This is a genomic window from Clostridium septicum (genome assembly GCF_003606265.1).
In the GTDB taxonomy this organism is placed as follows: Bacteria; Bacillota; Clostridia; order Clostridiales; family Clostridiaceae; genus Clostridium; species Clostridium septicum.
Genome location: NZ_CP023671.1, coordinates 364,754 through 380,852 on the forward strand (window position 1 = coordinate 364,754; position 16,099 = coordinate 380,852).

General features: G+C 26.5%; 11 protein-coding genes and 2 CRISPR repeat arrays (1 of these 13 only partly in view). All 11 genes read right to left on the reverse strand.

All coding sequences use genetic code 11. The features are described 5' to 3' along the window. Window positions 1-524: a CRISPR direct-repeat array (repeat unit 28 nt; unit sequence ATTTACATTCCACTAGTTAAGATAAAAC); it begins 4,893 nt to the left of the window's first position. Window positions 525-703: 179 nt separating this feature from the next. The 11 genes from CP523_RS01645 to CP523_RS01690 all read right to left on the reverse strand — a co-directional run bounded on the left by CP523_RS01645 (window position 704) and on the right by CP523_RS01690 (window position 15,913). Continuing rightward, window positions 704-1,924 carry an IS256 family transposase gene (locus CP523_RS01645; RefSeq protein WP_120140435.1) on the reverse strand — a complete coding sequence of 407 codons (1,221 nt, stop codon included), beginning with the start codon at window positions 1,922-1,924 and terminating at the stop codon, window positions 704-706. 91 nt (window positions 1,925-2,015) lie between these two features. Beyond that, a CRISPR array of direct repeats spans window positions 2,016-3,536; the repeat unit is 28 nt; unit sequence ATTTACATTCCACTAGTTAAGATAAAAC. A 181-nt stretch (window positions 3,537-3,717) separates the two neighbouring features. Beyond that, complete coding sequence (gene cas2, locus CP523_RS01650) at window positions 3,718-3,981, reverse strand: CRISPR-associated endonuclease Cas2 (RefSeq protein ID WP_066675688.1); 264 nt, start codon at window positions 3,979-3,981, stop codon at window positions 3,718-3,720. Window position 3,982: 1 nt separating this feature from the next. Beyond that, entirely contained in the window at window positions 3,983-4,966 is a 984-nt protein-coding gene (gene cas1b, locus CP523_RS01655) for a type I-B CRISPR-associated endonuclease Cas1b (RefSeq protein ID WP_120140436.1), read from the reverse strand. A 2-nt stretch (window positions 4,967-4,968) separates the two neighbouring features. Further along, the gene (cas4, locus tag CP523_RS16170) at window positions 4,969-5,484 is read right to left on the reverse strand and encodes a CRISPR-associated protein Cas4 (protein WP_066675693.1); all 516 of its coding nucleotides are present in this window, start codon (window positions 5,482-5,484) and stop codon (window positions 4,969-4,971) included. Window positions 5,485-5,493: 9 nt separating this feature from the next. Then, on the reverse strand, window positions 5,494-7,758 hold the full coding sequence (gene cas3, locus CP523_RS01660; protein WP_205687125.1) for a CRISPR-associated helicase Cas3': 2,265 nt from the start codon (window positions 7,756-7,758) through the stop codon (window positions 5,494-5,496). 38 nt (window positions 7,759-7,796) lie between these two features. Beyond that, entirely contained in the window at window positions 7,797-8,531 is a 735-nt protein-coding gene (gene cas5b, locus CP523_RS01665; RefSeq protein ID WP_066675696.1) for a type I-B CRISPR-associated protein Cas5b, read from the reverse strand. 9 nt (window positions 8,532-8,540) lie between these two features. Further along, a complete protein-coding gene (gene cas7i, locus CP523_RS01670; protein ID WP_066675698.1) occupies window positions 8,541-9,416 on the reverse strand; it encodes a type I-B CRISPR-associated protein Cas7/Cst2/DevR in 876 nt (291 codons plus the stop codon). Next, on the reverse strand, window positions 9,416-11,107 hold the full coding sequence (gene cas8a1, locus CP523_RS01675; protein ID WP_120140437.1) for a type I-B CRISPR-associated protein Cas8b1/Cst1: 1,692 nt from the start codon (window positions 11,105-11,107) through the stop codon (window positions 9,416-9,418). Before cas8a1 ends, cas7i begins: the two co-directional genes overlap by 1 nt. An 11-nt stretch (window positions 11,108-11,118) precedes the next feature. Then, window positions 11,119-11,853: a CRISPR-associated endoribonuclease Cas6 gene (gene cas6, locus CP523_RS01680; RefSeq protein ID WP_066675700.1), complete on the reverse strand. Its 735-nt coding sequence runs from the start codon at window positions 11,851-11,853 to the stop codon at window positions 11,119-11,121. 124 nt (window positions 11,854-11,977) lie between these two features. Next, window positions 11,978-12,916 (reverse strand): helix-turn-helix transcriptional regulator, encoded by a 939-nt coding sequence (locus CP523_RS01685; RefSeq protein WP_066675702.1) that lies wholly within the window; start codon window positions 12,914-12,916, stop codon window positions 11,978-11,980. Between the two features lie 411 nt (window positions 12,917-13,327). After that, entirely contained in the window at window positions 13,328-15,913 is a 2,586-nt protein-coding gene (locus CP523_RS01690) for a glycoside hydrolase domain-containing protein (protein WP_120140438.1), read from the reverse strand. Window positions 15,914-16,099 lie beyond the last annotated feature (186 nt).

Below are 16,099 nucleotides of genomic sequence, written 5' to 3' on the forward strand. Positions count from 1 at the left end.
TTAACATTTTTCAATGATTACACGAAAATAAAAATAACATTTACATTCCACTAGTTAAGATAAAACAGAACTATGCTAATCCAAGAAGGGTTAAATCTAGATGCATTTACATTCCACTAGTTAAGATAAAACGAGCTAAAAACTCTATCCCAGCTCCCGTCTACATAATATTTACATTCCACTAGTTAAGATAAAACGGAGGCTACAATTATGGAACGCTATAATATATGCGGTATTTACATTCCACTAGTTAAGATAAAACTTGGTGAGTTTGATGTAGAATCAAATATCATTTCACCATTTACATTCCACTAGTTAAGATAAAACTAACAAAAGTAACAAAATAACTGTTTTCACCTAAAAATATTTACATTCCACTAGTTAAGATAAAACGCTGACCCTGCCAACAACTTGCAAGTTGTGGAAAATAATTTACATTCCACTAGTTAAGATAAAACGGATTGAGCATTATGCAAATGCCACTATCTAAAGAGAAATTTACATTCCACTAGTTAAGATAAAACCAAGAATTAGCAAATGAATATTTCGATAGAGTCTGTCAATATTTTTGTGTAAACTTTAGAAAATTTAGTTTTATTTTAAAGGTTGGAAAGGTTAATACAACATCCAACCTTTATTTTTCTTTAATTGATAAATTTTACATAATAATCTGCACTTTAATAAGAGTTAGACTAAATATTTTTTAGAACAACTGGTCGTCTAAACGACCTTCGAAGAAGATTGATAGTTGAGCTAAAATTTGAGCCCATCCTCGTATTGATTGGGTCCATTTCTTTGTTATATCAACGGTAGCAAGGTATAAAATCTTCATTAATGATTCATCATTCGGAAATATAGATTTAGTTTTAGTAACTTTTCTCAGTTGACGATTATAACTTTCCATTGCATTAGTTGTATATATTATTTTTCTAATCTCTGGTGGATATTTAAAGAATGTTGATAACTCATTCCAGTTATTTCTCCAAGACCTTACTGCTATTAAGTATTTTTCTCCCCATTTTTCTTCTAATCTATCTAATTCCGCTAATGCGACCTCCTCAGTAGAAGCGGTGTAAACTAGTTTTAAATCTGCATTGAAAGCTTTTAAATCCTTATAAGATAAGTATTTACTTGAATTTCTTATTTGATGAATAATACATCTTTGAATTTCAGTGTTCGGATAAACAGCTCTAATGGCTTCGTTAAACCCTACTAACCCATCAACTGAAGCAATTAGTATATCTTTTACGCCTCTATTTTTTAACTCATTCAGAACAAGCAACCAATATTTTGATGACTCTGATGCTCCTATCCATATACCAAGAACATCTTTTTTTCCTTCAATATTTACTCCAATCGCAGCGTAGGCTGCTTTCGAAACAACGGTGTTATCTTTTCTCACTTTAAAGTGAATAGCATCCATAAATACTATAGGATATACTGTTTCCAACGGACGGCTTTGCCATTCTCTAATCATTGGAATTACTTTATCTGTTATATTAGAAACTAATGTTGGTGATATGTCCATTCCGTATATTTCATTTACTTGTGATGCTATATCTCTTGTAGTCATTCCCTTAGCATACATCCCAATTATTGAGCTTTCTAAATGTGAAACATCAGTTTGATGTTTTTTTACTATTTCAGGCTCAAAAGAACCTTCTCTATCTCTTGGAACATCTAAGTCGAAGTAGCCAAGATTGGATTTCATAGTTTTTCGGCTCTTGCCATTACGGCTATTAGTTGTGTTTTTATTTTGGTAATCATGTTTCTCATATCCAAGATGATTATCTAATTCGGCTTCCAGCATTTGCTGAAGCATTCCTCCAAATAAGTCTTTTAAAACATTTTGAATATCTTCAGCTGTTTTAATATTTGGATCCTTTGCTAATATTTTTATTAATTCTTTCTTTGAAAATGACATAGTCTGTGTTCCCTCCATAATTGATAATTTATTATATCATTTTCTGAAGTTTACACAGACTATTTTACACTCTCTTTCGATAGATGCGAAAATTTACATTCCACTAGTTAAGATAAAACTAGTTCTTTGTCTATAGTAAAAGTTTTAGCTATCTCGATTTACATTCCACTAGTTAAGATAAAACAGTTCCAGCCCATACTCTGTTTGCATTCTTTGTTTGCATTTACATTCCACTAGTTAAGATAAAACCCTGTTACTTTTGATGATCAGATGAGTGCTATGAATATTTACATTCCACTAGTTAAGATAAAACTATAAACACCAACTTAAACAAAAATGTTGAACTAAGATTTACATTCCACTAGTTAAGATAAAACTTCCGTTGTTCTAAAGCCTATAGTAATCATTCCTATATTTACATTCCACTAGTTAAGATAAAACTTTTTATTACTACCTTTGGCTATCAAATTGCTACCTTATTTACATTCCACTAGTTAAGATAAAACAAGGAGAATTTTTTATGAAACTTTTAGGATTAGATAAATTTACATTCCACTAGTTAAGATAAAACGAGTAGGTTTTAAATTAATCTACTCTTTTTAATTTGTATTTACATTCCACTAGTTAAGATAAAACTTATACTAGATCCACTTATTGAACTTCTACATGATGAATTTACATTCCACTAGTTAAGATAAAACCAGCTTTCGACTTCTTATCAGTCTTTAAGCTCTGTAATTTACATTCCACTAGTTAAGATAAAACATTGTTTGTATCCCTATCTCTCCATTCTCTTTAGATAAATTTACATTCCACTAGTTAAGATAAAACGGAGGTATTTATCAGTCAGTAACAGATGGTATAGCACATTTACATTCCACTAGTTAAGATAAAACAGCACCTTACTTTGAAGGGCAATATATTAAGCTACAATTTACATTCCACTAGTTAAGATAAAACAAAAACCTAACTATAATAATCGACGGGAGAGAGCAAAATTTACATTCCACTAGTTAAGATAAAACTATGGAGCAATTTAAAAAAGGGAACGATATGGAAAGGATTTACATTCCACTAGTTAAGATAAAACGAGCAACTAGAAGCAAATCTAAATCAAGAGAAAGAGGGATTTACATTCCACTAGTTAAGATAAAACGCTAGTTAGACTTTCGGGGGCTATATTTAAGGCTGTAAATTTACATTCCACTAGTTAAGATAAAACTCAATAATATGTTATAATATAGTATAGGAGTTTGATAATTTACATTCCACTAGTTAAGATAAAACGGAAAAAAGCTAAACAATGGTTATTTAGCATATAAGGATTTACATTCCACTAGTTAAGATAAAACGAATAGAAGGCAGTAAATTAGTTGTTTATTCTATGGTATTTACATTCCACTAGTTAAGATAAAACGTTGACGATATTAATTAAAAGTGGTATTATTAAATCAATTTACATTCCACTAGTTAAGATAAAACTAGTATGAACAAGGATAGATTTAAGAATATTTACTTTATTTACATTCCACTAGTTAAGATAAAACTATGTGTGAACATTGTAAAGAAAATAAAAGATTTGATATTTACATTCCACTAGTTAAGATAAAACCCCAAAAAATATGATATAAAACATATTGATTTTACTATGTTTCAAGTATATTTTATTTTATTATAACATATACTTTTGCAGTAAACCATCAGTAAGGTATTTATTGTTTAATATAAATACCTGTGTATCTCTCTATTTTCAAGTATTCCACGGGTTAAAGTTAAAAATTCGCTTACTGCAACTATATAAATAACTCATCTAAATTTTTTTCTACTCCAACTACATCTTTAGTAATATTTTTGCTATATGAAACTCTATAAATATATAATGAATCTTCTGCAGAAACTAAATTTTTCTTAACCTCTGCTAAGCATTTAGTTAATTTTCCTTCTGTTATTTCTCCTTCAAAAACTGAATTTTGCGTCCATGTTACATATTTTTTTAATATTTTTCTCACTCTATTTACTCTTTTTTCGTTAACATCATAAGTTATTATAACAAACATTTTACCACCATGCCTTTAAAGGTTTATATTTTTCATCATTTATTAAATGTTTAATTATTTTATATCCTTCTAACTTTATTAATTGTCTATATGATACACTTCTTTTTAGCTTTCTATGTTTTATAGACGTTGCCATTTTCTTTTCAAATTCTGTTAAAAATTTCTTTTTACCTTCATCATTTAAAAAACAAACACCTTCTTCATTAGTAAAGTCCTTATTGTTTAATCTTCTATTATTAATTAAAGAAAATATTATTGTATCTATAATCAATGGCTTAAATATTTCAGAAATATCTAAAATAAGTGAAAATCTTTTAGTAGATGGTTCGTGCAAATAACTTATAGTTGGATCTAATTGAGTTTGATATACTTCTCCTAAAATAGCAGTATACATAACACTATTACCAAATGAAATTAATGCATTCAATGGGTCCTTTGGTGGTCTTCTATTTCTATTTGTAAAACCAAAATCATTCTTTAATATATATTGATAGCTCTCATAATAAATCTTTCTTATTCTACCTTCAGCACCCATAATTTCTGGAATACTATTGGCTTTTAACATTCGTTCTTTTTCTTCAGCTATTTTCTCAAAATATTCATTAGGAACTTTATCATATCTTCTCATATTCCTTAAAATATGATGAATTGCACTATCAATAAATGCTTTTGCTAAAAAGAGCCTACTTTCTAAATCTTTATATGCTACTGCTTGTTCTACTAATAAAAATCCTGAAACATTTTTCTTTCTTGGATAATAACTTCCAGAATAGAATCCATAATAATTATAAAAGTTTAATATTATTTTGTATTGAGAGATATAATTAATGAATTTACTATTTAAATCTACTTCACTAAAAAAATGTATTCTCTCTATACTTTCAATTGGTATACCTCTCTTTTCCTCATCTGTGTTTATGAAATAAATTGTATTATCCTTTCTTTTTATCCTACCTGGCGAGAAAACATAATAATCCTTACCCACTGCTACTCCTCCACTATATAACAAAATTCATAGTATGAACATTTTCTACAAAATGCTTTATCTATTTTTAATGGTGCCTTTTTTAATGATTCTATTTCTTTTATTTCAATTAGTGCTTTTTCTATCTCTTTAGAATCATTATCTGTCAGCTCTATTTCATCTACTCTTTTTTCTTTAACGTAATTTATTTTTCCCTTTCTATTTATACCAATACTTTTTAAATAATATAGATAATATAGAAGTTGCATTCTATCACTTTTTTCCATTTTAGAGCTTATCTTAACTTCTCTAACAAAATTTTTATCTATTATATCTAATTTTATATTTCCATCTATCTCTATTTCCTTATTTTTTTCTCTTTTATAACTATTTTCATGTACTATTTTTCCTTGCAAAACTCTTTCATTATAGTTTTCAAATGATATACCTTTTGAAAAAAGCCATAATTTTCTTTTACAAATATAATAATAATTAATTTTAACTCCTAGAGTTTTATATAATTCAAAATCAAAAGACATAAACTCCTCCTAAATAAATTGATTTTCTACATTATTAAACTCCTCTTTAGTTGGTCTTTGTAATCCTATTTCATTATATGGGAAATTTATAATTGCAATTTCTTCATATTTACCTAGCTTTAAATTTCCCTCTATTAAAGATTTTTCTTTTGCCATTCTATATTCTAAATCTTGTATAGAAATAGTGAATCCTTCTATTTTATCTCTACTTTTTACTTTAACCTCTTTAGTGCTATTATCCAAATTATATAATCTAATATTTTCTTCAATAATATCTATATTTTCTTCATAAACTATTTTAGGAATAACTGTTATAGTATTTATTTCTCTTAATTTTACATCACTTTTATTTAATGAATATGGCTCTAAATATTTACAAAAATTAATTGTATCATTGACTTTATGATAATATTCACATTTTCCTAATTTATCTAAAGTAAAATAATTATTTATCATATTCATTTTATCAATTTCTCTTATTTCTCTACTTCCAAATTCTTTAATTGCTAATCTAGAAATATTAAAAATATCATAATCTATAATAGATTTACTTTTTTTATTTATTCCTGATGGTAATTCATCATTAGTACCAATATAAACATATACATTAGTACTTTCATCTAATTGCCTGTTTCTATACACTCTTCCCATACGCTGAAATAACCCAGATAAATCAGATAATTCTGTATATAACACATCAAAATCAATATCAAGACTTGCTTCTACCACTTGTGTAGTAATCCAAATTGTCTCTTCTGGATTATTTGGTACACCTTCATTAACACTACCTGCATCTAATATTTTCTTTTCTATAATACTTCTATCATTTTTAGTAAATTTACTGTGAAATATATTTATATTTTTAACTCCGTATTCTAACAATTCATTATAAATTCGTTGTGCTTCTCTAACTGTATTTAAAATAATTAAACTTCTTTTACCTTTATAATTTTCTTTAATATAATTTATATTTATCTTTTCTTCTACAACCTTCATTCTATGTCTTTCAAAAACATTTCCATATTTATCTTCCTTTAAAAATGGAGTTGGGTTTTCTTTAAAAACTATATTTTGAAATCTCATCAAATCTCGTAATATTGGTGGAAATGTAGCAGTTACTATTGCAAATTTTCCTCCCATATCTGTTAATTCTTTTAATGCCCATAATAAATATCCTAACATTTCTGGACTATACATTTGTATTTCATCTATTACTAATTTTGAATAAGACAATGTGGCAAGTTTTAATTCAAATCCCTCACATTTAAAAACAAAATCTAAAATTTGATCTAGTGTACAAACAGTTAATGCCTTAGATAATTGCTTAGTCTCATCTAAATGCTCTTTATCTATATATCCATCATTTCTTTTCATATATTCTTTTGCTGATTCTGAATGTAAAAGCCCTAACTTTTCTTCATTAAATCCTATTTTCTCTCTGATTCTATCATAAATAGAATTTAGAGATACTCTTAGAGGTAATGTAAAAAAACCTTTATTATTACCTATCCATAATAAAGCGCCTTCAGTTTTTCCTATTCCAGTAGATGCAATAGCTATAATATTTTCTCCTCTATTTTCTTCCATAAACCTTTGTAATTTATTAGGCTTAGACTTAAGAGTATTAAAGAATCTATAAGTATCCTCTTCTAACTGGTCATTTTTATACTCTACTAAAACACCACTAGAAGCTGCATAATCAATTTTATTTAATAACCCCTTTATCATTATAAAACTCTTATTTACATAATCATCTTCCTCATCATAATTTGGTAGTCTATCTCTAATTTTTTTCCAATATCTATCATTTAGTTTTTCTATTTTCTCTATTCTACTGTAACTAAACTCTTTAAAATATTTAGTAAGATCTTCATTTATAACAGTTTTTATATCTGTAAAATCCTTTGGTTTTTCTCTATTATGATGATAAAATATAGCCTGACATAATATTTTAAGATTATCTTCTCCATAATTTTCTTCTATTTCTTTAGCATTTAAAAATGCAGGACTTAAATATCCATGTGGAACCTCTTCTATCTCTATTAGTTCATCTTCTAATTTTTCATATCCAAGTTTCTCTAATAACTTATTTTGAAATTTAGTATTAAGTTTACCTATATCATGATATCTACAGGCCAAATCTAATATATTCCAATCTATATTTTCTATTTCGGGGTATATTTCTTTAAGTAATTTATAGTTATTAATTAAATTTTCTGTATGACTAATTATTGTTTCTTCATCTTTAGTTTTTGCTAAAGCTCTATTTTCCATAAATCCTCCCTTTTAAAAAGGGTATGAATAATCATACCCTACAATAAAAATACTACTGAATTATTTACTAAGTCTTTGTTTAAGCTTGTATATTCATCTATAACGGTACTACCTTTAACTGCATGAATTACTTTTATCTTATTCCAACTTCTGGTTTCTACACCCTTTTTTATAGTTCTTAAAGTATAATCTTTGTTTAAGGTATATAAAGTTGCATTACTCTTTATATCATTCTTTAAACTTACAGGTATATAACTATCCATTTCTAGAGGCATATTTTCTTCAAGTTCTACTTCTTTAAGTTCTACTATTTCCACCTTATTTATCTGAACAAGATCTTCTCTTCTCCCTAATGATATATATTCTCTAGGATTTTTAAATGCTTCAAATATTTCTTCTACTTTACTATCATCTTCAGGCTGAATATATAGTACTAAATTACAATCTACTAACAACTCAGCTGTTGAAATTCCTCTCATCATACCATATGATTTACCTTGCTCTTTACTGTCTATCTTCACATTATGTCTATCTGCTTCATAAGAAGCTCCAGCAAATTCATATCTTGTATATAAATCATTTATTTTAGAATTATATTCTCCTTGAATTCCTATATTCATAGGTATATATGATTTATAATCACAAGCAAAATGAACCATTCCTATAACTGTAGAAGGCGGTGGAAGTGGATATGTTTCTTTTAGTTGAAAACTAGTAGGCTTTTTATAATTAACTAAGTTTTGATATATTTCTAATCTAACTGCTCTTTTCATATATTTCACCTACTTATAGTATTCTGTTACTTTACTTTTTAACTCCTTAAAAAACTCACCAATTTCTATTGGTTTTAAAGCATTTTCAATAGATTCATCATTATTAAAAATTCCTTTTAATAATCCTATATTTGTATTATTATTTATATCTTCATTTAAATCTAAAATTGAATTAATTGTTTCTATTCTTAATGAGTTATTCTTAATCTTTAATCTATTTTCAAAGAATGGATTTTTAATTGAATATACTCCACCTATTGCAAATATTGGTGATAAATTTTCTCTCCTACCTCTAATATCTCTATATAAAAATAATATTGTATCTAATAGTTTATTTACTCTTTTTGCCTTCTCTTCATTTGAAATTTCAATATTATCATTTTCATCTATTCCAACTTTATCTAAATCAATAGTTATAGTATATGAATAGTAAGATTTATGAATTTCGCTTTGAGCTATATTTCCCCCATTTTTTTTATCTTTTAAATCTTTATTATATCTATCTAATAATCCCTTATTAGTTAAAAACTCTGTATCTGCATTAAAACTTTCTAGAGCTACTGCATTAGATAATCTTACCACTGCACTTCTTGTTCTAATTGGCTTTATTGTTTTCATATATCCAAAAAAATCTATTTCGGGATAATCTTTTATAGTTGCATCTGTATGAAATTGTAATACTTCTCCATCTAACCCTAATGGTGTGTTATCTTCTCCCATTTGATTTATTATATTATATCTAATAGCTTGTCTTGATATATAAGAATATGCTTCTCCATCTCCTCTTGATATTTTCTTAAGTGCTGTTACATTTCCTACCCCTTCTCCATAGTTTGCACTTTCTGCTTCAAATATAAATGATGCTGTTAGTCCCTTCTTTTCCATTACTTATTATCCTCCTCTATATTATTCCCATTATTTTCTTGATTTCTATTTTCTAAACCACCTTGAAGCCCTATTAAAAATGCATATCCTATAGTTTGAAATTTATTAACATCCTTTAAAGCCTCTATAAAATCAATTGGTATTGGTTGTTTCCTTGATGTATATGCATTTAATAATGTATCCATAAATCTTGATTCATTTTTAACCTTTAACGCATTTTGAAGTCTATATGCTATTCCTGGAATTTTATTTTCATCATTTCTACCATATATCTGTCTTAGTTTAATACCATAGTCTCTAAATTTATCAATATCCTTATACCACACCTTATATTTTCCCTCCATTAAATTATTATTTAAACTTATTAATATATAAATTATTTTTGAATTTTTATATTCACCTGATATTCTTAATCTTGTTAATAATGCTATTAAATCAAATAAATTTTTACCATTATAAATTCTTAATATTACCTCTGAATATATATTTATATAATAATCCTTTGCAATCTTTACACTTTTCCCTATTAATGCACTTAATTGTTTCTTATTTTTACTTATTATCTCAAGTTTATTTTTAGATAATACATTAAAAGTGTATGGCCTAGAATTATTTGATTTATCAAATTTTACTATCTGAATATTTTCTATTTCACTATTAACTTCATTTACACTTTTGTCTTCCATAGAATCTATTATGTTAAAATATGATTCTTGCTCTAACTCATCTATTTTTTTACCACTATATAAAATTAAATTATTCGCACTTATAATCTTGCTAATGGATTTATTATTATTAATAAAAAGACCTTTTCCATTTAATACTGAAAACCCTGCTGGTATACATGAATATATTAAATTGCAAATAGGACAAATATTAGAATCACTTTGGAAGTTCCAATAATGAGATGATTTTCTGCTACCATCTACCCCCATCTTTGTAATCCAAGTAATATCATATGCAAAAGGTTTTGATAATTTTTGTATTTTATTATCACATGTAAAACAAGTATATTTAGCTTTTTCTAAATTACTTGATTCATAATTTATTACAGGATTTATAAAGTCATTTATATAACATTCATACATATTTTTCTTATTATTATTTTTATTTAAAAAACTTACATCTGACCAAAATCCTTGTATAACATCATAAATAACATTTTTAGCTGCTATTATTTTTCTTACATTTTCTTCATTTAAATATTCTATTATTTCCTTTAATAAATTACATTGAAGTTTAATATCCTCAGATACATCTGATATACTTTGCTTTTTCTTAATCTTAATTTCTTTTAACTGTTTTTCCTTTTCTAGAAGATTATAGCTAGAATCATTTATTATTTCATATGCACTTTTATAGCTTGCTGATTTAAGTCTTTCTTTTGTATATTTAATATGAGAGTTTAATATTGCCAGATCTTTTTCATCCACTTCCTTTGAAAGTAGTAGGTTAATATAATCGTATTTAGAAACTATTTTTTCTATTGAAATAAACTCTTTATATTTGTATATTAAATATTCAAAATATACTTCTTCAAAATTTTCTAAAATCTCTGTATCAAATTCAATATAATTTGATTTTAAATCTATTTGACTAGAACCATTTAATCTATGATTAATAATTTTTACAAATCCAACTATACCGGCATTTTTCATCCAATCAGATAACTCTATTCTAACTTTAGCCACTTACTCCCCTCCTATACTATTTGTAACATTCCAAAGCCTGAACTTCTTCTCACTCCTAAACCTAAATTGTATATTAAGTTTAAATCTTCTTTATTACCAGTTAATTTAAAAACACCTTCATATCCTGTTATATAAAATATATCTTTATTAGTTTCTTTAGTGAATTTTTCAATTTTTTCTTTAGCTACTCTTTTCTTCATTAAAATAGGTTGAAATATTAAGCTCTCCTTTAACCCAAAGCCTCTATATGATTCTAAAACTTTATTTGCAATATAATTAAGCTCTTTTTCATAATTTTCATTATCAATCTTTAAAAATTCACCTCTTCGATTTTTAATAACTAATGGAGAAAGTGTTTTAAATAGAACTTCATTTGAAATTACTTTTTTCTCCTTAAGTAAAGTTACTCTACCTATGCTAAGCTTATATTTTTTATTATATTCATATTCTTTAGTTAATAAAAAACCATTATACAATATGCTTCCTAATACAGGATCTGGAGTTGATATACTTATAGTTGAGTTTCCCTTTAGTTCAAATTCATCCCCCACAATTTTAAAATCATTTAGCTTTAATGAGTATGTAAATGGTTTTGTTCTATAATTATAATTTTCATCATCTTCATACATAGCTTTAAACAATTCTGGGCTTTGTTTTTCTAATACGTTTTTTATAAGACTTAGTGTTAAATATCTATTGTTATTTAATGGTATTTTTTCAGTTATAATCTCCACTAATATTCTCATACAATTCCTCCTTTATTTACCAGTATAGTATTATGATATAATATTATTTATTTTTTGTAAATATTCTTAATAAAAAATCTTTAATTAAATATTACTATATATTAAGGACATATAATGGCTATAATTATAAATTTTTAAAAATATTTTCCACTTTTATTCTTACTTGTCTTTTTAACTCTTCGGAAGAATTTATTTTTACTGAATCTCCCATACTTAAAACCCAAGATATAAGCTCTGGTCCTAATTTCATAATAGCTTTAAATAGTATTTTTCCATCTTCTAGCTCTATAACTTCTTGATTATCAACCCAAATTCTTTCCTTTATAGTGTTTGCCATTGGGGGATTTATTTCTAATTCTACCTCTATTTCATTTCCACCAAATATTCCTATGCTATTTTCCTTATATTCATTTATTAACTCATCTATATTTTTCATTTTTTCAAATCTTTTCTCTGTTAAAATATACTCTTTAATTCTTACTAACTTAAAATATCTAATTTCATTTCTTAATTTACAAGTAGCAATAATATAATATTCTCCTTTGAATCTTAAAAATTTATGTGGTTGTATTGCTCTTCGTGTTAAACTTCCCTTGTTATCAACATAAACTATAATAATTTCCTTACAACTTAAAATTGATAAATTAATTTCATTATACATTTTATTAATTTTTTCAATTTCCATCTTAGGCCTTGAATATGGTATTATTTGCTCACTAATTAAAGATTCACTTTGGGAATTTAGTATAGTAAAGTTTATCTTATCTATTGCTTTTCCTAATTCATATTCTTCTGAATAACTTACAGTATCTATTGCTCTTTTTAAATTGTTAATTTCCTTTTCCGTTAATATATCTTTAAAAGGAAAATATTCATCACATAATATGTACCCACCATTTGGACCTGTTATAGATTGTATATCGAAATACTCAGAAAGTTCTTCTTTATACCTTCTAATCTGTCTATGATCTACTTCAAGCTCTTCTGCTAGATCTTTTACCTTTACTTTTTGTCCTCTTTTTAATATGTATAACATTTTCAATAAATTTCCTAAAGAACTCATAAAATCCTCCTTAAAATAAAATAAGTCGCCTAAGCGACTTTTCCACTAGTTAAGATAAAACTTTATTACTATCATAATAATATACATTTACATTCTACTAATTAAGATACAATTTAATTATATCTTACAAACCTATTATTTTCCATTTATTTTTATATTTCATTTAAAATTATATTAACTAGCTTATTTCCAATCTCATTATTTTGGTATTATGGCAATACTGGTAAAGGTGCTAATGCCAAAGATTTATATTTTTTATCTTCATCCACTATAAATATTTTTGTAAACATAATATGCCCTATTATAACTTCATTTATAGTGGCTACTAATTCAAACTCTGGAATATAACTTTCTGAATTTCTAAGTTTATTTACTAGATTTTGTTCATTACCATCTGAGTGTTTGGCCTTTTCAGTATAACATGTTTCCCATATGTTTTGAAGCTACACTTTCTACTGAAACTCCCTTTGATTCTATATATTGTTTTGCAAAATCATTTATACCGTTACGCATTCTCTTAACCTCATTATTTGTTAATTCACGATCCTTTTCTGTTGCTGCTACTGCTGATCCATATCCATTATTCCCCTTATTAGCCCTCTTTAAAGATTTAACTAAAGCTTCAATTTCTCCTTTTAATTCTTTTGAGTTTTCCATAAGATATTTAGCCTTATTTATATCTCTAATACCTTCTTTTAATCTTTCATATCTTGGGGTAGAATAGAATGTTTTAGTTTCACTATTTTTTTCAGCTGGATATATAAGCCATGGATCTCCTGGCTCCCAATATTTATATGATACATTTTCTAATGGATCCTCAACCCATCCGTCCCAAGACCAACGCATAAATCCATCAGTATTTTGTGAAAGAGAATACCACATTGTCCAAGCACTTTCTGATGAATCACTAATTGTAAAACTATTTGGATAATCTCCTGTACAAGTATAAATAGTAGTTAATAATCCTGCTTCTTGTCTATGTTTAGCCATATTTTTCATATCTTCAGAATTATGATTTATATGAGATAATCCAATGGATATATCATCAATCTTATCTAAAAATGAATAATCATTTCCACTTTGATAATTCATAGCAGAAGATATTTTAAATGATTCTCCATTACTATTTCTTATATTTTCTATTAAATCAACACTTGCTATTAAATCCTTCATACTTCTTTCATCCATAGAAATGTATGTTATATTAAACCAGCCCTTTTCTTCAAGATGATTCATAAAGTTACTTAAAAATTCAGTCCATGGAACTCTCCATTCTGCTGTTCCTGGCGTTGGATTTATAGATTCTTTTTCTCCTGTTAATTCATTGTAATATTCAATTCTATTATTCCAAGGAACTATACTATAACACTTTATTTGTCCAAATCCATCTTTTGGATTTATTATACCTAAGTCAATATTAAATTGAATCCATCTGTCAAAGTCTATGTAATCAAATTTAAATGTTCCATCTAAACTCTTAGTCCATTTTACCATTGAAGGGTCACTGTCATATGATTGGTGATTCCAAGCTTCTTCAACTATATGCGCAATAACTCCTCTTCCTCCCATATCACGATATTCCTCTAAACTTGGCCTTAAATACTTAAAATGATTTTCTGTAAATAACTCTTCCTTTTGTACTCCATAATATCTTGCAACGGCATATGGATGTTGCCATATTTCCATTTGTGTTTTAGTTTCTTTTGGAAGTGGTTGTACAAGGTTTACTACTTCAAATGAATAATTAAATACGTATGGTGTATCTAACCCCTCTGCACTTACTGTAATTGTTCCATTATATATACCAGGTTTTGCATCTCTTGGAATAGTAATATTAACCCATGCAGAAGCTACTTTGTTTGCTTCAATATCTAAATCTCCTTTATTATGAATTATATCTGGAAATAATTCTACAGGAGCTGAAGGATTTCCACGTCCTATATTTGCTAATGTTTCTTTAAGCCAGGAAATTTCTACATTAATTGACCCTATAACATCCCCATTTTCATTAGCAAAATTACTTGAACTTATAATTACATTATTAACATTAGAGTCTTTAGTCCAAGTTACAATTTTAGAATTTAATTCATCTCCAATCCATGCTATATCATTCCAAGTTGTTTTATTTAATGATTTTATATCATCGTAATTTTTTTGAAGATAATGAAAATCTGTAGAACCAATTGAAGCTCCTAAAGGTAATCCTGCTTTAATTATTGTTAAATGTGTTTTTCCAACTATTTCAGTTCCTTCAATAGTTGCTATTATATTGGTTTTACCTTCTTTTATTCCTGTTATTTCTCCATCTTCTGTAATTGTTGCAATACTTTCGTCTTCAACTAAATAAACAATATTTTTTTCAGTTGAATAACTTGGTAAAACCTTTGCTTTTATTGAATCTGTCATTCCTACTTCTATTTGAATACTTTCTTTATTCATCTCTACTCCTGTTGCTGGAATTTCTTTATGATATACCTTTGCAAAATCAATTTCTCCATTATAATTTTTTGAAGCTTGATTTTTTCTATAAGTAATCTTTAATTCTAAAATATGCTCATCATCAGTAAGTCCAGACTTTTCATATATTTTTTGTCCAGTTACCCTAGTTGGATTATATGGATCTACTTCTTCGATATCACCTCCATCAATAGAAACTTCGCATATTGCGGATGTTTGTTCTTTTACTCCATAAAGCTCAACCTTATTTCCATAAAATTTTAATCTATAACTTGGCTGAAAACTTTTAGTTGCATTTGTCCAATATTCATCTCCATTATAAAAAGAATTAACTCCAGTACTTTCTATCCATCCTGAGGAAAATTTAAACTGAAATAATTCATCTCCTATTGTATGATCATTTACAGTAGTAACATATTCTTTTCTAGTAGTTTCTGCTTGTATAGGTGTACTTAAATTTGAAAATAAAGAAAAAATCATAAACAAAGTTATTAAGACACTTAATTTAATATTTAAGTTTTTACTTTCTTCTACTCTCATCTTATATCCCCCTTTTATATAAATCCTATCCTTTAAACTACTTCACTATATATCTCCACCTCCTTATTATTTAAAACTTTCTGAATTCCAATTCCAAATATATATCCCACTCTTTATTTACAATATATACCATAAAAATATTATTGTAAACTATTTAATATCTTATTTTTTACATATTTATTTTCT